Annotated in this window: 23 protein-coding genes and 1 tRNA gene; 19 read left to right on the top strand and 5 right to left on the bottom strand. The window is 58.3% G+C overall.

Translation table 11 applies throughout. The features are described from left to right. Positions 1–145: 145 nt before the first annotated feature. The 3 genes from N2601_RS09080 to ilvC all read left to right on the top strand — a co-directional run bounded on the left by N2601_RS09080 (position 146) and on the right by ilvC (position 2,881). Positions 146–1,054, top strand: coding sequence for an AraC family transcriptional regulator (locus tag N2601_RS09080; protein WP_104823488.1), 909 nt, complete (start codon positions 146–148; stop codon positions 1,052–1,054). 112 nt (positions 1,055–1,166) lie between these two features. Then, on the top strand, positions 1,167–1,817 hold the full coding sequence (locus tag N2601_RS09075) for a TetR/AcrR family transcriptional regulator C-terminal domain-containing protein (RefSeq protein WP_104825129.1): 651 nt from the start codon (positions 1,167–1,169) through the stop codon (positions 1,815–1,817). Between the two features lie 44 nt (positions 1,818–1,861). Continuing rightward, the gene (ilvC, locus tag N2601_RS09070; RefSeq protein ID WP_260303951.1) at positions 1,862–2,881 is read left to right on the top strand and encodes a ketol-acid reductoisomerase; all 1,020 of its coding nucleotides are present in this window, start codon (positions 1,862–1,864) and stop codon (positions 2,879–2,881) included. A 95-nt stretch (positions 2,882–2,976) separates the two neighbouring features. On the opposite strand, the gene N2601_RS09065 is transcribed toward ilvC, so the two are convergent. After that, a complete protein-coding gene (locus N2601_RS09065) occupies positions 2,977–3,573 on the bottom strand; it encodes a class I SAM-dependent DNA methyltransferase (RefSeq protein ID WP_104823486.1) in 597 nt (198 codons plus the stop codon). Between the two features lie 118 nt (positions 3,574–3,691). Between N2601_RS09065 and N2601_RS09060 the strand changes: the two genes are divergently transcribed. The 3 genes from N2601_RS09060 to N2601_RS09050 all read left to right on the top strand — a co-directional run bounded on the left by N2601_RS09060 (position 3,692) and on the right by N2601_RS09050 (position 5,696). Beyond that, positions 3,692–3,952 (top strand): type II toxin-antitoxin system Phd/YefM family antitoxin, encoded by a 261-nt coding sequence (locus N2601_RS09060; RefSeq protein ID WP_104823485.1) that lies wholly within the window; start codon positions 3,692–3,694, stop codon positions 3,950–3,952. A gap of 3 nt (positions 3,953–3,955) precedes the next feature. After that, entirely contained in the window at positions 3,956–4,369 is a 414-nt protein-coding gene (locus N2601_RS09055) for a type II toxin-antitoxin system VapC family toxin (protein ID WP_104823484.1), read from the top strand. A 97-nt stretch (positions 4,370–4,466) separates the two neighbouring features. Further along, a complete protein-coding gene (locus N2601_RS09050; protein WP_104823483.1) occupies positions 4,467–5,696 on the top strand; it encodes an aminotransferase-like domain-containing protein in 1,230 nt (409 codons plus the stop codon). Between the two features lie 207 nt (positions 5,697–5,903). Here the strand turns inward: N2601_RS09050 and N2601_RS09045 are convergent, their stop codons facing one another. Then, a complete protein-coding gene (locus N2601_RS09045; protein WP_260303950.1) occupies positions 5,904–6,962 on the bottom strand; it encodes an aldo/keto reductase in 1,059 nt (352 codons plus the stop codon). 172 nt (positions 6,963–7,134) lie between these two features. Here N2601_RS09045 and N2601_RS09040 point away from each other — a divergent pair, with 172 nt between their 5' ends. From N2601_RS09040 to N2601_RS08995, 10 genes are all read left to right on the top strand, one after another. Next, a complete protein-coding gene (locus N2601_RS09040; protein WP_104823481.1) occupies positions 7,135–8,115 on the top strand; it encodes an ABC transporter substrate-binding protein in 981 nt (326 codons plus the stop codon). A gap of 17 nt (positions 8,116–8,132) precedes the next feature. After that, on the top strand, positions 8,133–9,827 hold the full coding sequence (locus tag N2601_RS09035) for an ABC transporter permease (protein WP_104823480.1): 1,695 nt from the start codon (positions 8,133–8,135) through the stop codon (positions 9,825–9,827). Further along, the gene (locus N2601_RS09030; protein ID WP_260303949.1) at positions 9,815–10,831 is read left to right on the top strand and encodes an ABC transporter ATP-binding protein; all 1,017 of its coding nucleotides are present in this window, start codon (positions 9,815–9,817) and stop codon (positions 10,829–10,831) included. Before N2601_RS09035 ends, N2601_RS09030 begins: the two co-directional genes overlap by 13 nt. An 87-nt stretch (positions 10,832–10,918) precedes the next feature. Then, on the top strand, positions 10,919–11,914 hold the full coding sequence (locus N2601_RS09025) for an isopenicillin N synthase family dioxygenase (RefSeq protein ID WP_104823478.1): 996 nt from the start codon (positions 10,919–10,921) through the stop codon (positions 11,912–11,914). Between the two features lie 42 nt (positions 11,915–11,956). Beyond that, the gene (locus tag N2601_RS09020; protein WP_260303948.1) at positions 11,957–13,069 is read left to right on the top strand and encodes an endonuclease/exonuclease/phosphatase family protein; all 1,113 of its coding nucleotides are present in this window, start codon (positions 11,957–11,959) and stop codon (positions 13,067–13,069) included. Further along, positions 13,066–13,812, top strand: a complete 747-nt coding sequence (locus N2601_RS09015) for an NUDIX hydrolase (protein WP_260303947.1) — start codon at positions 13,066–13,068, stop codon at positions 13,810–13,812. The genes N2601_RS09020 and N2601_RS09015 overlap by 4 nt, the downstream gene beginning before the upstream one ends. A gap of 82 nt (positions 13,813–13,894) precedes the next feature. Continuing rightward, on the top strand, positions 13,895–14,812 hold the full coding sequence (locus N2601_RS09010; RefSeq protein ID WP_104823475.1) for a PhzF family phenazine biosynthesis protein: 918 nt from the start codon (positions 13,895–13,897) through the stop codon (positions 14,810–14,812). A 125-nt stretch (positions 14,813–14,937) separates the two neighbouring features. Further along, positions 14,938–15,013 (top strand) — tRNA-Lys (locus N2601_RS09005). A 253-nt stretch (positions 15,014–15,266) separates the two neighbouring features. Next, the gene (locus tag N2601_RS09000) at positions 15,267–15,413 is read left to right on the top strand and encodes a hypothetical protein (RefSeq protein WP_260303946.1); all 147 of its coding nucleotides are present in this window, start codon (positions 15,267–15,269) and stop codon (positions 15,411–15,413) included. A 22-nt stretch (positions 15,414–15,435) separates the two neighbouring features. Next, positions 15,436–15,630 carry a hypothetical protein gene (locus N2601_RS08995; RefSeq protein WP_260303945.1) on the top strand — a complete coding sequence of 65 codons (195 nt, stop codon included), beginning with the start codon at positions 15,436–15,438 and terminating at the stop codon, positions 15,628–15,630. Positions 15,631–15,775: 145 nt separating this feature from the next. On the opposite strand, the gene N2601_RS08990 is transcribed toward N2601_RS08995, so the two are convergent. After that, positions 15,776–16,291, bottom strand: a complete 516-nt coding sequence (locus N2601_RS08990) for a hypothetical protein (RefSeq protein WP_260303944.1) — start codon at positions 16,289–16,291, stop codon at positions 15,776–15,778. 387 nt (positions 16,292–16,678) lie between these two features. Beyond that, positions 16,679–17,161: a hypothetical protein gene (locus N2601_RS08985; protein WP_260303943.1), complete on the bottom strand. Its 483-nt coding sequence runs from the start codon at positions 17,159–17,161 to the stop codon at positions 16,679–16,681. Between the two features lie 746 nt (positions 17,162–17,907). Between N2601_RS08985 and N2601_RS08980 the strand changes: the two genes are divergently transcribed. Next, positions 17,908–18,621, top strand: a complete 714-nt coding sequence (locus N2601_RS08980) for a DUF2971 domain-containing protein (protein ID WP_260303942.1) — start codon at positions 17,908–17,910, stop codon at positions 18,619–18,621. After that, entirely contained in the window at positions 18,621–19,034 is a 414-nt protein-coding gene (locus N2601_RS08975) for a very short patch repair endonuclease (protein WP_260303941.1), read from the top strand. Before N2601_RS08980 ends, N2601_RS08975 begins: the two co-directional genes overlap by 1 nt. Positions 19,035–19,071: 37 nt before the next feature. Here the strand turns inward: N2601_RS08975 and N2601_RS08970 are convergent, their stop codons facing one another. Further along, the gene (locus N2601_RS08970; RefSeq protein WP_260303940.1) at positions 19,072–20,094 is read right to left on the bottom strand and encodes an HNH endonuclease; all 1,023 of its coding nucleotides are present in this window, start codon (positions 20,092–20,094) and stop codon (positions 19,072–19,074) included. Positions 20,095–20,230: 136 nt separating this feature from the next. Here N2601_RS08970 and N2601_RS34210 point away from each other — a divergent pair, with 136 nt between their 5' ends. After that, a complete protein-coding gene (locus tag N2601_RS34210; RefSeq protein WP_445944999.1) occupies positions 20,231–21,190 on the top strand; it encodes a DNA cytosine methyltransferase in 960 nt (319 codons plus the stop codon). Positions 21,191–21,269: the final 79 nt, after the last annotated feature.

Raw genomic sequence — 21,269 nt, 5'->3', positions numbered from 1 at the left:
TGGACCGGAACCGGGTGAGAGCGTTAGAGCGATCCTGCAAGCTTTATGTACGATCCTGCGAATCTAAATTGGCAGCGGCTCTTTTTCAGCGACGAGGGGTCACCTAGATAAGCTGCGACAAGCCCTCGAAAACAGTTGGTTGCGCATGACACTGCCATTCAATCCCAACCAGGAACTCGCCTCCATCGTTGCCCGTTTCGCCACGGGGGATGGAGAACATCGCACACCGATCGACGGTCTCAATCTATACCGGCAGTCGGCGGTGACCGTGTGGCAGCATGGGGCCTATCGACCTTCCTATGCCGTCGTTGTCCAGGGACGCAAAAGCCTGACGGTCGGTGCCGACACGTACCATTACGGTGTCGGCGAGTATATTCTGACCGCTCTCGATCTGCCTGTGTCGACACAGGTAACCAATGTCCACAGTGAAACTCCCTACCTCTGTTTTGCCATGGTGCTCGACAGCGAACGGCTGAATGAGCTGTTATCGCGCGTCAACATTCCGCGCCAAGCGATTATATCGGAACCCATGCGTGGGCTTGCGGTCAATGCGGCATCGCCGGAACTGCTCGACGCCTCGTTGCGGCTACTTAGATTGCTCGACCGGCCGGAGGATATTCCTGCCATGGCGCCATTGATCGAACAGGAAATCCTCTACCGTCTGTTGACGGGCCCGAACGGTCCTCGGCTGCTGCAAGTCGCCATGGCGGAGAGCCAGAGCAACAGAGTGGCGCGCGCGGTTGCCTGGATTCGCGGCAATTTCGTCCAGCCGCTGCGCATCGAGGAACTGGCGGAACGCGTCGGCATGAGCGTCTCCTCGCTGCACCATCATTTCAAGGCGGTGACTGCGATGTCGCCGATGCAATATCAGAAGCAGCTCCGGCTCCACGAAGCGCGGCGGCTGATGATCGTCGAGCAGCTCGATGTCGGATCGGCCGGCCACCGCGTCGGCTATCAAAGCCCTTCGCAGTTCAGCCGCGAATATAGCCGCCTCTATGGGCTTCCGCCGCTGAAGGATGTCGAGGCCATGCGGAGCCCGGTTGCCGCGGAATAATTTCCTTCGTTTTTGACGCATTGCAGCAACGATTTGCGCTTGACGCTGGCTTCTCCCTCAGTCATAACGACGGCGAACCGTACCGTACGGTACGTATTTGGGAGTGGCCATCGTGCTGAGCGAAGCAGGACAGTCGAGCGAGTTTTCGCCGCGCCAGAACGCTGTTCTGGAACAGGCGTTGCGTCTGCTCGTCGACGGCGGCGAAAAGGCGCTGACGACCTCGGGCGTCGCGCGCGCTGCCAATTGCTCCAAGGAAAGTCTCTATAAATGGTTCGGCGATCGCGACGGTCTGCTGTCGGCGATGATCGCCTATCAGGCGAGCAAGGTGCGCACCTTCGAGCGCAACGGCGAACGGCTGACCGTGGCGAGCCTGCATGACCATCTCGTCATTTTCGCCCGCGATCTGCTGGAAGTCCTGGCGGGCGACGTTTCGCTCGCATTGAACCGTCTGGCGATCGGTCAATCGAACCGCGACGGCTCCAAGCTCGGCAAGCTTCTGCTGGAGCGCGGGCGCCGCCAGATCGACCGGCGCGCCAGCGGGCTGATCGATGCCGGCAAGCGGGCAGGGCTGCTGCGCTTCATGGACGCCGACGAGGCTTATCATACGTTTTACGGGCTTATCGTTTCCGATCTGCATGTGCGCATGCTGCTCGGCGAGCCCGGTTTGAGGGACACCAGCCGTCAGGCGGAGAAGGCGGTCAGCGCCTTCCTCCGGCTTTACGGCACGGAAAAAGTATTGGCGGAAGCGGCAGCGACCGTCTGACAATTTAAAATCTGCACCCAGACAAGCAAAGGGAAGGACAAACAATGCGCGTCTATTACGATCGTGATGCCGATCTCAACCTCATCAAGTCGAAGAAGGTCGCCGTCATTGGCTACGGTTCCCAGGGCCGCGCCCATGCGCTGAACCTGAAGGACAGCGGTGCGCAGAACCTTGCGATCGCGCTCAAGGCCGGCTCGGCAACCGCCAAGAAGGCTGAAGCCGACGGCTTCAAGGTCATGACCGTTGCCGAAGCTGCTGCCTGGGCCGACCTGATGATGATGGCGACCCCGGACGAACTGCAGGCCGACATCTACAAGTCCGAAATCGCTCCGAACATCCGTGATGGCGCTGCGATCGCTTTCGCACATGGCCTCAACGTCCACTTCGGCCTCATCGAGCCGAAGGCTTCGGTCGACGTCGTCATGATCGCTCCGAAGGGACCGGGCCACACGGTTCGCGGCGAATACCAGAAGGGCGGCGGCGTTCCCTGCCTCGTTGCCGTTCATCAGAACGCTTCCGGCAATGCGCTTGAACTCGCTCTCTCCTACGCTTGCGGCGTCGGCGGCGGCCGTTCCGGCATCATCGAAACCAACTTCCGCGAAGAGTGCGAAACCGATCTCTTCGGCGAACAGGTCGTTCTTTGCGGCGGTCTCGTCGAGCTCATCCGCGCCGGCTTCGAAACGCTGGTTGAAGCTGGCTACGCTTCGGAGATGGCCTATTTCGAGTGCCTGCATGAAGTGAAGCTGATCGTCGACCTGATCTATGAAGGCGGTATCGCCAACATGAACTACTCGATCTCGAACACGGCCGAGTGGGGCGAATACGTCACCGGTCCGCGCATCATCACCGAAGAGACCAAGGCTGAGATGAAGCGTGTCCTGAAGGACATCCAGACCGGCAAGTTCACCTCCGAGTGGATGCAGGAATACCGTTCCGGCGCTGCCCGCTTCAAGGGCATCCGCCGCAACAACGACAGCCACCAGATCGAAGAAGTCGGCGCCAAGCTGCGCGGCATGATGCCCTGGATCGGCAAGAACAAGCTGGTCGACAAGAGCGTCAACTAAGCTTCTTCAGCTTTACACCGCAATGAAAAGGGCCGGGGAGGGAGACTTCCCCGGCCCTGACCGTTTCAAGACGGGTTTACGGCTTACATAGCCGATCAAATATTTTTCCGGGCTCTCATCCGCAGCCACCTCGTCGGTTTGCCATCGTAGCCGCCGCCATCGGTTTCGTTGAGGGAAATGTCCTTCCAGCCGGTCGAGATGAGCAGATCGTTAAGCCAGTCGGCGGAGATATAATTGTAATATCGGCCGAAGCCGTCATAGCCCTCGGCTTCTCCCGCTTTGAAACTGGCGTGAAATATGCCGCCGTTCTTCAGGGCCTTGTGGATGCGGTTGAAAATCCCTGGAAGATCGGGTCGCCGCACATGCAATAGGGATGCTTCGGCCCAGATGCCGTCATAGAGCTGGTCGTCCTCCAGCTCCTCGAACCTCAGAACGACGACCGGCTTTCCGATCAACTTTTCGGCCTGCTCGGCTATTTCCGGCGAACCGTCTGTGGGCGTGACGTTGAAGCCGCGCGAGATCATGTAGGCTGCGTCTTGGCCGCCGCCGCAGCCTAATTCCAGAATCGATGCACCGGCGGGAAGGGTATTCAGGAAGGCATCGAGTCGCCGCTGCGGCAGGCTGCGATCGCGCCTGACATAGACGGCGGCGTTGTCGTCGTAGAAGGAGGAGGTGGGGTTGTCGTTTGTCATGCGTGTTCCCATTCGGTCATCAACTTGAGTATCGGAGCGGGATCGCTGTTTCGCAAGTTTGATCTTGAATTGCGGGCGAGAAGTAACTAGTCTTTTAACTAGTCAGATGGAGGGTGTCATGCGCCAATGGCCTGTTCAGGACGCCAAAGCGAAATTTAGTGAAATGCTTGATGCCTCGCTGGAGGAAGGGCCGCAGCTTGTTTCAAAAAGAGGCGAACCTAAAGCCGTGCTTGTTTCCGTGTCTGAGTGGGAAGCGCTGAACAAGCGGGCCAAGCCGTCCGCCAAGGACGTGCTTCTCGCGCCGGAGCCAAGATTCGATCTCGATATCCCGTCTCGTAAGGAATGGGTCTGGCGGGACGTCAATCTGAGTGAGGATTGACGCTTGTATTTGCTTGATACGAATGTGGTATCGGAATTGCGCGGGATAAAGCCGCATGGCGCGGTACTGGCCTGGATACATAGTGTCAGGAGTGACGACCTTGCGATTTCGGCCATCACGATCGGCGAGATCCAGCGCGGTATAGAGTTGACTGGAGAAACCGATCCGCAAAAGGCAAAAGAGCTTATGCGTTGGCTGGACAGTTTGCAGCTTGGGATTCGGGTCATTCCCCTGGATGCGGAGTGCATGATCCGATGGGCGCAATTCATGCATCGCAAATCGCCGACGCTGATTGCCGATGCGATGATAGCGGCGACTGCATCCGTTCATAATCTCACGATCGTTACGCGCGATATCGTCGATTTTTCGGCCTTTCCCGCTGCTGTTCTCAACCCCTTTGACTACAAATCTCCTTGAGAATGTCACCGTCACAAACAAAATAGGTCAGTATTATTGACTTATCGTTTGTTGCGTGATCTTGTGGCGCAAAGACAAAAAATTACGAGGAAGCCCCATGCTGAATTGGGAAAATATCTTTGCGACGCGCTCAAGCCGTATGCGCGCCTCCGAAATCCGCGAGTTGCTGAAGCTGCTGGAGCGTCCGGACATCATCTCGTTTGCGGGCGGCATTCCCGATCCGGCGCTGTTTCCGGATCAGGAATTCAAGCAGGCTTATGCGGACATCTTTTCCGGTCCGGCTGTCAACGCGGCGCTGCAATATTCGGTCAGCGAAGGCTACAAGCCGCTGCGCGAATGGCTGGTCGGCCAGATGGTGGCGCTTGGGGTTCCCTGCGAGCTTGAAAACGTCTTTATCGTTTCCGGTTCGCAACAGGGTCTCGATTACCTGGGTAAGCTGTTCCTGTCGCCGAAGGATACGGCATTGGTCACCGCGCCGACCTATCTCGGTGCGTTGCAGGCATTCAATGCCTATGAGCCGACTTACGATCAGCTCACGCCGAACGGCAATCGCACGCCGGCTTCCTACCGCGCGACTGCCGAGCAGGCGGGTGGAAAGGTAAAGTTCGCCTATCTCTCCGCCGATTTTGCCAATCCGACCGGCGAAACGGTCGATCTCGCTTCCCGCGAAAAGCTGATCGATCTCGGCGACGAACTGGATATCGCCATCATCGAAGATGCCGCCTATCAGTCGCTGCGTTATGACGGCGAGGCGATCCCGCCAATCCTGGCGCTGGAGATAGCCCGCAAAGGCAATATCAACGATACGCGGACGATCTATTGCGGCAGCTTTTCCAAGACCTTGGCGCCGGGTCTTCGCGTTGGTTTCGTCGTTGCCAACGCGCCAGTCATTCGCAAATTGGTGCTGATGAAGCAGGCGGCTGATCTGCATTCCTCGACCATCAACCAGATTGCCATCCATCAAGTCGCCGAACGCGGCTTCGATGCGCAGGTCGCCAAGGTCCGCAAGACTTATAGCCACCGACGCGACTGCATGCTGGCGGCGCTTGCGAAATATATGCCTGAGGGTACGAGCTGGACGAAACCCGAGGGCGGGATGTTCGTCTGGGTTACCCTGCCGAAGGGCATGGATGGGGCCAAGCTGCTGGCAAAATCGCTGGAGACTGCGAAAGTGGCCTTCGTGCCCGGCCAGGCCTTCTTCGCCGATGGCTCCGGCCCGAACACCTTCCGCGTCAGCTTCTCCTGCGCCAACGAGCAGATGATCGATGAGGGGATCTCGCGGCTCGGCAAGTTGATCGCCAGCGAAATCGGGGCGATGGCGGCCTAGTTCTTACCTTCTCCCCAGCTGGGAGAAGGATGCGCTTTAGCGCAGGTTGAGGGGGGCGTTGCACCGTAAGGATTGCCTTTCGCTTGCCGCTGAAGGCGCTCGCCGCAATGCGACGGGTTCCCCCCTCAACCGGCCAATCACTGCTTCACTGCGTTCAGCAGTTCTTGTCCACCTTCTCTCCGGGGAGAGAAGGTTTTTGGCTTTCCATCAGTTCGCCAGATGCGGTGCAATCAGCGAGAGGTCGGCATCGCTCAGCCTGTCGGTTGCTGTATTGCGGTGGTGCCAGTAGGGATACAGTAAAGGCAACAGACTGACGTCGTCGAGGCGCTTGCGCTCTTCTTCCGTCAGCTTCAGCTCGGCGCTGGCGAGATTGTCCTTGAATTGCGCGTCCGTGCGACCGCCGATGATGACAGACGTTACGCCCTTGCGGCCGATCAGCCAGGCGAGTGCGACCTGTGCGGCTGAGACGCCACGACCATCGGCGATCTCCACCAGCGTATCGACGATGTTCCACAGGCGGTTCTCGTCGCGGATCGGCGGCTCGGTCCAGCCGGCAAACTGGCGGGTGCCTTCCGGCGTCGCTTGGTTGCGGCGATGTTTGCCGGAGAGGAGACCGCCGGCGATCGGGCTCCAGACGAGGACGCCGAGGCCCTGGTCGATGCTGACTGGCAGCAGCTCATATTCGGCATCTCGCGCTTCCAGCGTATAGTGGACCTGCTGGCTGACGAAACGTTCGCGCTTGTCGCGCTCGCTGACGCCGAGTGCTTTCATGATGTGCCAGCCGGAAAAATTCGAGCAGCCGATGTAGCGCACCTTGCCTTGACGGATGAGCGTATCGAGCGCTTCCATCGTTTCTTCGAGCGGCGTCTGGCCGTCCCATTCATGCAACTGATAGAGATCGATGACATTAGTCTTCATGCGCTTCAGGCTGGCTTCGCAAGCCTGGATCAGGTGCTGGCGTGAGGAGCCGGCGTCGTTGACGCCCTGGCCCATCGGGAAACGGGCCTTGGTGGCGATCAATACGCCGTTCTTGCGCGGGCCGCCGATGATCTCGCCGAGAATTTCTTCGGAAGCCCCCTGCGAGTAGACATCGGCCGTGTCGATCAAGTTGACGCCGGCATCGAGGCACATATCGACAAGTCGTTTCGCCTCGCTGACGCCGAGATCACCGACGGTCTTCGCCCAGCCGACGCCACCGAAGGTCATCGTGCCCATGGTGATGGTCGAAACTTTGAGGCCGGAGCGGCCAAGCAGACGGTATTCCATAGATTATCCTCCAAAACCAAAGCTGAAACTCGCGCGCTAGGAGATAGTGCAGGGCGTTTATGGTCAAGGTCGAATGATAGTATGAACGGCCGGTCTGCGGTTGCAGATTGTCACAATCATGTTAACCGCCGCCGCTAAGGAACCCTTCTCATCACCCAGCCGAGGACGCTTCATGAAGACGTTTGTTTCCGCTCTCGCCGGCCTGCTGGCCATTGCTCTTTTCTCTGGTTCTGCCGCCGCCGCCGATCTCGTCCTCTACACCAGCCAACCGAATGCCGATGCGCAGGCAACCGTCGATGGCTTCATGGCTGCCAATCCCGGCATCAAGGTCGACTGGGTTCGCGACGGCACGCCGCAGATCATCGCCAAGCTGCAGGCGGAAATCCAGGCCGGCGCTCCCGTTGCCGACGTTCTGCTGATCGCCGATACGGTTACGCTGGAGCGCCTGAAGGAAGCCGGCAAACTATTGGCCTATAAGTCGGCGGAAGCCGCAAACTACGATCCGGCGCTCTATGACGCCGACGGCTACTACTATTCCACCAAGCTGATCACCACCGGCATCGTCTATAACACCGCCGCTGCGATGAAGCCCACGAGCTGGCAGGACCTGACCAAGCCGGAAGCCAAGGGGCTCGTCGCCATGCCGAGCCCGCTTGCTTCGGGTGCCGCTCTCATTCACGCGCAGACGCTTGCCGGCGTCGGCAGCCTCGGCTGGGATTTCTACAAGAATCTCGCCGCTAACGGCGCAATCGCTTCCGGCGGCAATGGTGCGGTGCTGAAGGCGGTTGCTTCCGGCGAAAAGGCCTACGGCATGATCGTCGATTACATGCCGATCCGCGAAAAGGCCAAGGGTGCGCCGCTGGAATTCGTTTTCCCGACCGAAGGCGTTTCGGCCGTGACCGAGCCGGTCGGCATTCTCGCCAGCACCAAGCATGTCGACGCCGCCAAGAAATTCGTCGACTACGCTCTGTCGGAAAAGGGCCAGCAAGGCTTCCTGAACCTCGGCTATATCCCTGCCCGCAACGGCATGCCGCTGCCCGCCGGTTTCCCGGCGCGTGACAGCATCAAGGTTTTGCCGTTGAATGCGGCCGAAGCTCTGAAGAACACCGACCAGGATCTGAAGACCTTCTCTTCCTACTACGGATCGAAGTGATCCAATCTGGACGGTCGATGTACGGATATGTGCGTAAAGGAAACAGCCAGCCAACCTGGCTGTTTCCTTTTGTCGTTACCATCGTGATGCTGCTCAGCGTGCTGCCACTGGCGCGGCTGGCGGAGGCTGGCATCGAGGCGCTGCTGCGTGGCGGAGCCTACGAACTGATCACCGATCCCGCCCTCTGGCGTTCGGCCTGGTATACGATTGAGACCGCCGTGTTTGGCACGGTTATTTCCGTGTTGCTCGGCAGCCTCTTTGCCTTCCTGCTCACCTTGACCGACATTCCGGGCCGGGGACCCCTTAGTTTTCTTTTCGTCCTGCCGATGATGATCCCGCCGCAGGTCACCGCGCTCGCCTGGGTGCAGATGTCCGGCCCATCGAGCCCCCTGTTGAAGGCGCTGCACATCGCGCCGCCGCTCGGCTCGCCGCAGCCGCTTTATTCTGTCGGCGGCATTGCGCTGCTCTATGGCGTGCAGCACGCGCCGTTGGTTTATCTGGCACTCCGGGCCGGTCTGATGGCACTGCCGCGTGACGGCGTCGAGGCGGCAAGGCTTTCGGGTGCTTCGGGATTTCGGGTGTTCCGCGACATCATCCTACCGCTGTCACTGCCCGGTGTCATCGCCGGTGCCGCCATCGCCTTCGTCTCTTCGATCGGCAATTTCGGCATCCCGGCTATACTCGGCATTCCTGCTTCGATCTTCACCTTGTCGACGTTGATCTTCACCAAATTCTCCACCTTTGGCCCACGCACCTTCGGTGACATCGCCGTGCTGTCGGCGATGATCGCGGTGATTTCGGTTGCCGGCCTCGCGGTACAGGGCAAAGCGCTGAAAGGGCGGGATTATCGCGTCATCGGCCTTTCCGGCGCCTCTGCCGCCCTGGCGCTCGGCCGTTGGCGTCTTGGGGCGGTGCCGCTGCTGTGGATGATCCTGTTCATTATGCTCGTCGCACCGTTCTTCGCTCTGGTCGCCGGCGCGCTGGTGCCGGCCTATGGCGTGCCGTTGACCTTCAAGACGGCGTCGTTGCACGCCTTCACCGAAATTCTGTTTCGGCAGACGGTGACGCGCGTCGCTTTTTCCAATTCCCTATTCCTCTCCGGGATGACGGCACTTGGTCTCCTGGTGGTGACTGTCCTGGCCGCTTACTCCCTGACGCGACGCAAGGATATGCTGAGCCGGATCGTCGGCGGATTGATCGAGATTCCCTATTCGCTGCCGGGGATCATCGTCGCCGTCTCTTTCATCCTGGTTTTCGCGGCACCATTGCCCGTCCTCAATATCACGCTTTACGGCACGATCTGGATCATTCTGCTCGCCTATTTCTCGGCCTATTTCGCTGTCAGCCTCAAGCCGGTGATGAGCGCCTTTCTGCAGCTCGATCCGGCGCTGGAGGAGGCGGCTCGTCTCTCGGGCGCCGGTTTCTTCCGTCGTCTTGCCGATATCATTGTGCCACTGATCGCGCCGGCAGCGGGCGCTTCGGTGATCCTGGTTTTTCTCATCGCCTGCAACGAGCTCACCGTTTCCGCTTTGCTCTGGGCGGCGGGCACGCAAACGCTCGGCGTCGTCATCTACAATCTCGATGATGGCGGCAGCGCCGATCTCGCCTCCGCCATGTCCGTCATCGTCGTCGCCATGGTGGTGACCATGATGTTGCTGCTGGAAATTTTAGCCAAGCACCTGCCGAAGGGAGTGGTGCCGTGGCGAAGCTGATCCTCAATCACGTCAGCAAGGATTTCGGCACGGGCAAGGCGCTGTCGCTGGAGGTCCGCGAAGGTGGTTTCCTGGCGTTGCTCGGCCCCTCCGGCTGCGGCAAGACGACGGTGCTGAGAATGATAGCCGGCTTCGAGCAGCCGACGGATGGTTCGATCCATCTCGGCGAACGTCTGTTTGCCGATGCCGCTCATACCTTGCCGCCGGAGCGGCGCAACATGGCGATGGTGTTCCAGTCCTATGCGCTCTGGCCGCATATGAACGTTGCCGGCAATGTCGGCTACCCACTCAAAGTGCGCGGCATTTCCGGCGAGCGTTACCGTCAGAAGGTGCGAGAGGCGCTGTCGACCGTGCGGCTGGAAGACTATGCGGAACGGCGGCCTGCGGATCTTTCCGGCGGCCAGCGTCAGCGTGTGGCGCTGGCGCGCTGCCTTGTGACATCGCCCGATGTCGTGCTGCTGGACGAGCCTCTCGCCAATCTCGATCGTCATCTCAAGAAGGAGATGGAGGAGACCTTCCGCGAATTCCATCAGCGCTCGGGCGCCACCATGGTTTATGTCACCCACGACCAGAGCGAGGCCATGGCGCTCGCGACCGATGTCGCAGTCATGTCCGAGGGACGGCTATTGCAGGTGGCGGCGCCGGCGGAAATCTATGCGCGACCGGAGGGACGGCTGGTCGGCGGATTGGTGGGGCAGGGCGCGATCCTGTCGCTCGCCATTCCGGATGGTAAGCCGCGGCTTATCGATTGGTCGGCGCTGAAGACGATTTGGAGAGAGCAGGGGGACGGGAACCCGCGCGCTGATATCCTCGTTCGACCCGAGGACGTGGTCGCCGATGCCGATGGTATCTCTTGCAGGGTGGACACCGTCCTTTACGAGGGCGAGCGCTACGCCTTGCGGCTATCGCTGCCGGATGGTCAGATATTGAGAGCCTATAGCCGCGAAGCGGTGAAAACGGGCGATGTCTACGCGGTCGCCGTTCGCTCGGCGTGGCGGCTGTGATCGATGCGGCGGGCGGGGAGACAAGACGGTTGTTCACGGTCCCCACCTGTGCTTGAGTTGCCCGATGTCACGAATGGGAGTCGCGCCATGTCCGATCAAAACTTCCCGATTTTCGATCTCGGCGCCTTCGAGGCGGCCGGCGAAGGGGAGAAGAGGCGGCTTGGTGCTGAGGTCGACGAAATCTGCCGTTCGACCGGCTTTCTGGCGATTGCCAACCATGGTGTCGATGAGGCTGTAATCCAAGCCGTATGGGCAAAGACGCACGCTTTTTTTGATCGGCCCGCCGATGTCAAGCAACGGGCAAAAGCGCCGTATCCCGGCTATCCCTATGGCTATCTTGGCCCGGGCACCGAGGCGCTGTCGAAATCGCGCAACATCGACACACCGCCCGACCTCAAGGAAAGTTTCAACGGCGGGCCGCTTGCCGTGCCGGCTGGCATGACCGATCCGGAAGCGCTCGGCTTCTGCTATGCCGCCACCATCTGGCCGGATGGTCCGGAAGGCTTTGCGGATGCTTGGAAGGCCTATTACCGTTCGATGGAGGATTTGGCGGCGCGGATCATGCGCGTCTTTGCCACCGCGCTCGGTCTCGACGAGCATTTTTTCGACAGCTACGTCGACGCACCGATCAGCGCGCTTCGGGCGCTGAATTATCCCGAGCAGCGTGTCGCGCCGCAGCCGGGCCAGTTGCGCGCCGGCGCGCATACCGATTATGGCAGCCTGACGATCCTGCTGCCGCAGCCGGGCTCCAAGGGACTGGAGATCATAGCGCCCGACGGCCAATGGACGCCTGTGCCGCCGGTACCCGGCGCCTTCGTCATCAATATCGGTGACCTGATGGCGCTTTGGACCAATGATCGCTGGGTCTCGACGGTGCACCGTGTCGTCAATCCGCCACCGGAAGAGGGAGGGATGCAACGACGGCAGTCGCTGGCGTTCTTTCACCAGCCGAACTGGTTTGCCGAGATCGCCTGCCTGCCGTCCTGTCTTTCGCGGGGCGAGGAGCCGAAATATGCCCCTGTTCTCTCCGGCCCCTATCTCATGGGCAAGTTCAAATCGACCGTAACAGCCAAGCCCAATTGATTTGGGCGAGCCGGCCCATATCTCCACAAACCGGAATGCCAGATGTCCCTGCGCCTTGCCACCTTCAATGTCGAAAACCTGCTGACCCGTTTCGATTACACCGGTTTCCGCAATCAGTTGCGCCAGGACCGTGTGTTGAAGCTGTTCGACGTGCAGAACGAAGCCATCTACAAGCAGCTCGAAGCGGCGCGCGTGGTCGCTGCCACCGATGACACCAGGCAGATGACGGCGCTTGCGATCGCCGATGCAGATGCCGACATCATTTGCCTGCAGGAAGTCGACAGCATGGCGGCATTGCAGGCTTTCGAGTACGGCTATCTCTACCGCATGGTCGGCAATGGCTACCGGCAGAAGTTCCTGATCGAGGGCAATGATGGCAGGGGTATCGATGTTGCCGTGATGATGCGCGAGGAGACGCGTGACGGGCAGCCGATCGTGTTGAAGGACATCAGAAGTCACGCCATGGTGACTTATCGCGATTTCGGTCTTTTCAACGATGAACTGGCCGCACTTGATCTTCATCTGGACGACAAGATCTTCAAGCGTGATTGCCTGGAGCTTGATTTGACCATCGGCGGCGTGCCGTTCTCGCTGTATGTCGTGCATCTGAAATCGATGGGGCCAGTGCGGGAAGGCGTCGGTGGCCGAGATTCGACCATGCCGGTCCGCCGCGCCGAGACGCTTGCCGTGCGCCGCCTCATCGAGGACCGTTTTGGCGCCGGTCATACGGCGACGAAGAATTTCGCTATTTGCGGCGATATGAACGACTATCAGGAGCGCGTCGATGTCATCGGCACGCGCCACACCGGCTATCGTTTCAAACATCGGGATGAAGAGAGCAGCGTGCTCGATGTCTTCAGCAAGGACGGTTTCGTTGAAAACGTTATGCGCCGGCGCGATGTGCTGGACCGCTGGACGTTGTATCACGCTCGCGGGCCGCAGGAGCAGTGGCTTTGCCAGCTCGACTATATCTGGCTGTCTCCGGCCTTGGCGCGCGCCAATGCGCAGCGGATGCCCGACGTCGTCCGCTCCGGTCAGCCCTTTCGCACCATATTTCCGCCCGGACAGGAAGTAGAACGTTATCCACGTACCGGTTGGGACAGGCCGAAGGCCTCCGATCATTGCCCCGTCGTCATGACATTGGATCTATTATGACTCACGCTTTCAAACTGCGAAACGACATGGCCGCCTGGCCGCCGGAAAATACCGTGTTCCCGGTGGCCCGCATCGATCTTGCGGTTATTGCCGGCGATCACCCTTTTCATCTCAGCAACGCCGAGGCAGCGCAGGAAAACTGGAAGAAGGAGATTGCCGCCAATCCGGCACTTTTCGATGGACGGATGATCTTTCAGCATCGCTTGTCGGTCAGCGAGCAGGCGGTGGAGGGTGAGGCATATGTGACGCCGTTCTCCACATTCATGTGGTGGCGCAAACAGAGGGAGCGCGGCGGCGGCTTTCATGTCTTTGCCTTTCCGGTCGCGGTTTCCTCCGATGGCGCGATCATTTCCATTCGCATGGCTGAGCACACCGCCAATCCCGGCCAGGTCTATTGTGCCGCGGGTTCGATGGATGAAAACGATATCGTCGACGGGCGCTGCGATGTCGAGGGCAACATGCGCCGCGAAGTCATGGAGGAAACAGGCCTCGACCTATGGGATGCGGTCGCGGAGCCGGGCTATTACGCCACGCATTCGAACCTTTCCGTTACCCTGTTCCGCATCTTCCGCTTCCCCTGGACAGCCGAGGAGATGCTGGAGCGGATCCGGGCGCATATGCTGGTAGACCACGAAAAGGAGATCGACGACGCGGTTGCCATTCGCTCGGCCAACCCTGCTGCGCATCATTATAGTTCGGCGATGCCGCCTATTCTCGCGTGGTTCTTCGGTCGTCGGGAATAGCTTTAGCTTGCGCTCAAATGTGTTGCCGTTATGTATGGTTGAGCAGGCGTCTACAGTCTAGAATCATGTAATGGAGGCAGGGGTGGCCCGCAGCTTCAGTGTCTATGATGTATTCACCGACAGAAAACTCGCGGGCAACCCGCTAGCCGTCATCTTCGATGCCGAGGGATTGGACGACGAGGCGATGCAGGCGATCGCGAAGGAGATGAATCTCTCCGAGACGGTGTTCGTTCTGCCGCCGCAGAACCCGGCGCATACCGCAAGCTTGCGCATCTTCACGCCCGCCCGCGAGCTGCCTTTCGCCGGCCACCCGACCGTTGGCACGGCGATCGCTCTGGCTGAGCGGGCGCATGCCCGCCATGGCGGCGACGTCGATCTCGTTTCGGTGCTGGACGAGCGGGTGGGGCCGGTGCGCTGCGCCGTCCGGCTCAGGCAGGAAAGGGCGGGTTTTGCCGAATTCGACCTGCCGCGGAAATCACAGCAAATCATGTTGCCGCTCGACCGTGCCGATATCGCCAATGCGCTCAGCCTGAAGATCACCGAGATCGGTTTCGAGAATCACGTGCCGTCGATCTGGAGCGCCGGCGTGCCGTTCCTGCTGGTGCCGGTGCACGATGTCGGGGCCGCCGAACGGATGGAATTCGATCCGCAGCTCTGGGAGAAGACCGTACCCTTCGTCGACGGTGCGCTCGCCTCGGCCTTCATCTATTGCCGCGGCGCGCTCAATCACACGGCCAAGTTCCATGCCCGGGTATTCCCCGTCGGGATGGGCATTGTCGAGGATCCGGCCACGGGCGCGGCGGTGGCTGCGCTTTCCGGCGCGATAAACTATTTCGACAGGCTGCCGGATGGCCACCATCCCGTCATCGTCGAGCAGGGTGTCGAGATGGGCCGCCCATCCTTCATCCACCTTCACATCGACATCGACGGCGGCGATATCGTCAACGCCCGCATTGGCGGTCAGGCAATATGCGTGGCGACGGGAATTCTTGAGCTTTGATTTTGTAAGGTTTTTGCGGCTCTTCGAAATTTTTTTGACGATTAACCAAAGAAAATTCATCTGGCCGCTGGACAATCAAACCGATCCTATTTATATGCCCGGTCACACCGCGAGCGAGCGGTTACGGGTGATTAGCTCAGTTGGTAGAGCAGCTGACTCTTAATCAGCGGGTCGTAGGTTCGAGCCCTACATCACCCACCATTTTTATCTAATGATATCAAAGTGTTACGCTGATTTTATGGTCAGCAAATGAAACACGGGGACCCATCTAGATCACCGTTGGATCACGCAGGCCTAAGTATCTGGTTTTGCGTTCTATTTTCGTTCTTGCGTCAACAGAATTGTGGATAACCGAATCCGATTCCGACATCGTGTTGCTGTAGCTAGATGGTCCGGTTCAAAATTGAGGAACGGTGCGACCTCGAATCTGTGTCCACAACGGAGACTGTGGACAATGAGATTGGATGGCGCGGGAATTTCAGGAGAGCGTCTGGTCGTCAAGGTTCTTCGCAGCGGCAAACGGCGGTTTGATCCGGTCGAGCAGGAGCGCTTGATCGACGCATGCCTTGAGCCGGGGTATCGGTTGCAGGGCTTGCGCTGAAGTACCGGGTGAAAGCAATCAGTTGCGCAACTGGATCAAGCTGCGTCAGCGCCGGCAGGCGAAGAGAGCGTTGACGGTTATGCCTTACGCACCGTCGGCCTTCGTTCCGGTGATTGCGGCAGCGCCGACTGCGAGGCCGCTGTCGGGCCGCGGCGGCTCGTCCGACATCGACAGGGGTGCGGTTGAAGGCGAGGCTACCGAACGGTGTGCAGCTTGAGCTTGAAGATGCTCAGGTTCTGTCGGCAATGATCGAAGCGTTGGGGCGTTGCGATGTTCCGCTGGCTGATGATCTGCGCGTCTAGGCGTTCCCGCCCACGTCCCCGTCCGTTCCCGCACCGGCAGATAAGCCCGACGGAGGCAATCTACTCGAACAACTGCGATGCGAGATAGAAGTGGCCGCCCATGCTCTCGATGGTCGGCTCCGAGATGTTCTCATCGCTCGGAAACAGACTACTGCCTTGACCGTAGCCCTTTCCGGGCTCACGCGGTTGCCGATTGAACGATCGGCTTCGGAATGACGCGGACCAAGTCGTTGGCGGGGACGCAATCTGATCAGTCTCATCGTAGATCAAGTCGAATCCCAAGGTTGATCCACCGAAGCCGCCGGCAATTTCTCCCCAGCTCCAGTTGATAAGCACTGGATGGCCGTGAGCGGCAGCGCTGTCTTCTACATCCTTAAGAAAATCGGACTTGTGATATTCAAAGCGTAGGCGGTCAGGGGTGACGCCAAGATAAGCAAAAGCGATTACTGGCATAGCGCCAAGAAATGGCGCGACCAGAACTGACAACATCCGCCGCCAACGCAACTTTATCGCATTCGAGGCGATGAAAAAGAGCCATACAAAAAAGGCGACGAGCGTGGGGCCGAGCCACAGCATATCGCCCTCCCAATAGAGCTCGTACGTAGTGCGCGCAGGAAGGCAATTGTTCCTATGATGGTCGCCAACCAGGCTGCGGGGCCGATCACCCAGGGTAAAGACTGATTACGTGCCCAATCGCTTTGAATTACGAATAATGCCACCATGCCCGCAACAATAAGTGGAAAGAAATCTATCCAGGTGATCGGTGCTTGGCGTACCGCGTTCTTTTTGTGAGGTTTGCCGCGCGCTTTCGGTGTCTTGGATCCTGTTGGGCGCGTCATCCTTATTGCACACCCCATTTGTGAAGAGCGGTATTTGTAAAGGCTTTCATTTGGCTCCTCTTGTGCCGTTGCCATGCAGTTATTTACGGAGATAGCTTTTGCGGCTGTCGTCGGTGGGCAACAGTTATTTGAGATCGTCTTCCTCGGGAGGAAGCAGATGTGAAATAACGGAGGTTAGCTCCTGCCACAGATCGTCGGCCTCGTTGGTCGCGGCTCGCACTTCTTCAAGGGTGGTTTTTATGCCGACCTCCTTCTTTCCAACCAAGCGAAACTCGTCGCTGAACAGGTCCTGGTCATAGTGGCCATGGGCGAATTTGTTGCGGAGCTTGTTAAGGGCGGCTAGTCGATCGAATGGAATCTCTGAGACGTTTGGAACAGACACACTGACCAGCCGTAGGTTTTTGATCTGCCGATCGAACATGTCTTCACTGATCATTTTCCAAAGATCTTCTCGCCCATGCTCCTTCAGAGCCAGTTCCACGATCCAACGCATATAGTTTTCAACGCTGTTGAATGTGACCAGAAATTTCCCAAGCGCAGCTTCGTAGGCGACCTTTGTCTCAGGCCCAGCAAATGGTCTTTCAAAAATGTCCTTTAGGCTTACCATGATGCCCTCCAATTTGAGGACATCATCTCAAGATGTCCGCGAATGTCGAGGGCGAGAATTCGCCTATCGGTTACAGGAATGCGGGTGTTGCAGGACGGCCATGTCAATGAAGCAACCGCCATAAGCGCCAGCGCGATTGCGCCTGAGCACACGGTCAAAGCAGTCAAAACCGAAGTCGACATTATATCGCTCCTCAAACCGAATTTTTGGAGCTGCCTACCGTAGCGAGAGCAGGATGTCGCGTGAAAGGTAGCGTGACACTTGTTTTTTGGGTTCGCCGTCACCAGCTCAGTTAGGTTGCAGAAAGAGGAATCGCCATACACTCGGAATATACAGTGACGATCGATCTATTTCACGGGAACTGGAATGGGCAGGGCGAGAGGCCCATTTGGCATTCACTTGTGCTGGCGGCCTCTGAAGGGGAGGCAATCGCAATCGGTAAGCTTGCCCGAAATGCTATTGGCGCTCCTTTACCGCCGACCGCTAAAGTGACCGCCCAGCCTCGGTTCATGTAACCGCTACAGGGCACTACAGTCGTTCAAGGCATCGGATTTGGTGGGGCCGAAGATATTCAAAGGCGTCAAATACGATGTTCTTAATATGAATTGCCCAGTTTGCGGGCAGCGCGACGGCAAGACGATCCAGATCGAGGAAGCCTCAATCCTGCCATTGAAAGATTGCTCTTGCGATACCGCCAACTTCGGATATCGGCCCGACGTGAACTTTCTTGCAGAGTGGAACGACTAATGAGGCTCTACTACTTCACCACGAAGGAATACGGGCTTCAGAACCTCGAGAAGCGGCGACTGAAGGTGGCGCGCATCCTCGACCTCAACGACCCTTTCGAGTTCATTGCGCTAAAACTGGGAGCCAAAGTGCAACGTCAGGCGCTACGACGTCGCCGGGACGAGATTGATCAGAACTACGGCATCATTTGCTTTTCAGATCGCTGGTGCGACCCTTTGATGTGGTCGCACTATGCTGACCGCCACCGCGGCATCTGCCTCGGGTTCGAAATCGCAGATGCTGCGCAGCCGACGGCAATAAGATATATCCGTGATCTGCCCGATCCAACCGCTCTAGGCTATTCATCCCTCGAGGAGATGACCGACAAGCAGCGGATGGAGATGGGGTTTGTAAAGTCGACAGACTGGAAATACGAGCGGGAACGCCGCCTGATCATCAAGCTCGCCGAAGCGCAGCCAGAAGAAGCCGTCATCAAAGAAGTCCCGCAAATCCTGTATTTCCAGCCTTTCACCGACCACATAAAGCTCAAGGAGGTTATCGTCGGAGCGAGGTGTCAGCTTGGCAAAGAGGAACTGCACGCAGTGATTGGAGACGGCCTCGGAAAGATCGAGATGATCAAGGCCAGACTCGCTTTCAAGTCGTTCACTGTAATCAGGCAAAATGATCCAACGATGTGGCGACCTTCAGAGCCAACGGCGGGTGACGGCCCCTGATGGACAAAGGACCTGAACACCGTAGCTGGAATATGTCTCGCGTTCGTTCAACGGACACCGGTCCCGAGATGACCGTCCGACGGCTGGTTCATTCCATGGGCTATCGATATCGCCTCCACGGGAGAGACCTGCCGGGCAAACCTGACCTGGTATTCGGTCCGAGAAAGAAAGTTATCGAGGTACGCGGGTGCTACTGGCACGCCCATCTTCGATATGATCCCGCATGCAAGCGCGGGCGTCCACCCAAATCGAACAACCATTACTGGGGGCCGAAGCTGGAGCGGAACGTCGCCCGCGACGAACGCAATCTCCGCGAACTACAGAACCTCGGCTTCGAGGTCATGGTTTTGTGGGAATGCGAACTGAAGGACGCTGCGGCAATTGAAACGAAGATTCGCCAATTCCTGGGATGAATAGATGCAATCTTACTCCGAAATTCGAGACGCCCGTTCAAGATGCCTTTGTGACCGATTTCAAGGCGGAAGCCAAATCCTCAACTGGGATGCATGGTTTCTGCGAATGGATGATACGATGGCACGACGCGCACACGACCGCCATCTCTTCTACCCGGGTGATACTGTCCGGCTGTAGCTGTTCGATTGGAATACGGTGATGGGCTTCCAAGCAGCGTTCGCCATTCGCGCCGTAAAGTGCCACGGGATCGAGGTCGCAGGCTTCGCACACTAACTTGCCCTTATTCTTGGTCTTGTAGAAGCTCTTCACCCGCGCCGGAAGTCCCTTGTCACGCTCCTTATAGACGTGAATGCGCGCCAAAAGCCGGCCTTCTACACCGAAGATTTCTTCCTCCTCGACAGGTGGCTTGGCTTCAGCCTCTTCCAGCTTCGTCGCCGACGCCGCATTCGTAAGGCCGAAAATACGCTCTTGTATCTGATTTACTTCGTCAGATGCGCGCTGCATTTCCGCTGAGTTTTCTTCTGCTACCAAGGCTTTCCAGTGCCGCTCTATGGCGGCTGCGAGATCGGGATGGTTCGAACGAATATCCGAGATGCTGGCCAAGTCGGACGCTATCGCCGCAAACCGATCTTGGAGATCGATTTGGTACGTCGGATGGTTTCTGATCGATACCCGTAGCGGTGCCAACGTCGCAATGTCGCCGTCATCGTCGATGATATCGAAATCCATGCTGTCCATAACGAACGAACCGGATCGAAGTGGGAACGTCACGGTGTGGGTGAGGTCTTCTCTTGCCGGAAGAGGAAGACGGGCAGCCGCCATCACGAGACCAGGAAGATGGAGCTTTCGCCTGTTGTTGCTTTCGACCTTTCGAAGCCGCGGCTTTCCGTTTCTCCTGGCACCGTACACCTCAGCCGGAATGGTCAAGTTCAGGTCTTCGATAAAGACGTTGATCTGACGACCTTCGAGGCTACTCGCTGGGACGTATTCGAACTCGCCGCGACCACCCGTTTTGGAATCGCCGCCAGAGGGACGCCATGTCACCGAACACGTCGCCATTGATTGCACTTCTCCCCACCTGATTCGCCTAGCGAACATGGACACTGCCACATTTTACGTGTCTTATCACGTGGTTGACGGAATCAAGCGAAACCTCTAAAGGTTCCCGGAATGTTCTACACCTTGGAGTGCTTCCTTGAGCTATAAAGTCGCGTCATTCTTCAGCGGAATCGGGGGCTTGGACCTCGGCCTGGAGCGAGCGGGCTTCAAGGTGGTTTTCCAGTGTGAAGTGAAACCGTTCTGCCGAGAGATTCTCGAGCAGCACTGGCCTGGCCTCCCCCTCGATAAAGACATTAGAGTTCTCGATGACGCAAAAATCCCTGAATCTGATATCTGGGCAGCAGGATTCCCCTGCCAGGACCTCAGCCTTGCGCGAATGGGGCCAAGGTCTGGGCTTCGAGGGGCCCAATCTGGACTCTTTCACGACTTTATGCGCCTCGTTCGAGCGCGTAAGCCAAGGGCAATTATCCTCGAAAACGTCCACGGCCTTCTTAGTTCCCACGGAGGTAGAGACTTCGCAATCGTTCTCCAGGCGCTGGACGAGTGCGGGTATGACGTCGCGTGGCGTGTGCTTGACTCTAAATATTTCGGAGTCCCCCAACAACGTCGTCGAGTCTACATTGTTGGGGTCCATCGAGGCTGGGGAAGTCCCGGAGAAATACTTTTTGAGCCAGAACGCAGCGACGGGGATACTCCGACGGGTCGATCGGATGGGAAGAAATCTCCCTCCCTCTTTCAGACGATCATTGGAGATTCTGAGCGGGGACCCCTCGTAAAGTCAATCGCTCACTGCATCTATGCCGAATCTGCTCGACATACTGGGACGGATTGGTCGCGCAATTACGTCTGGTATCCGGAAGGCAGGGTACGTCGGTTCCTGCCAGTTGAAACCGAGCTTGCTCAGGGTTTTCCCCCCGAATGGACACGCCCACGACATTTCGATGAGCGGCAGGCCGATAAGATCGATAGTCTGCGCTACCATGCGGTTGGAAACTCGGTAACTCCACCAGTCGCCGAGTGGGTGGGTCACCGTCTTATGGCAGCCTTAAAGGCGCAAGAACTGCGTTCAGTTGAGAACCTAGTCGCAGCTGAATGACTCGCTGTGACCAATGATGAGACGGGGCTGCTACTCTCTTGGCTCCTCCCTCGGTAAGAACAAAATGCGAACGCCAAGA

Source organism: Rhizobium sp. CB3060 (genome assembly GCF_025200735.1).
Classification (GTDB): domain Bacteria; phylum Pseudomonadota; class Alphaproteobacteria; order Rhizobiales; family Rhizobiaceae; genus Rhizobium.
Note: the sequence above shows the minus strand (reverse complement) of the source record. Positions and strands in the feature narration are given on the sequence as shown.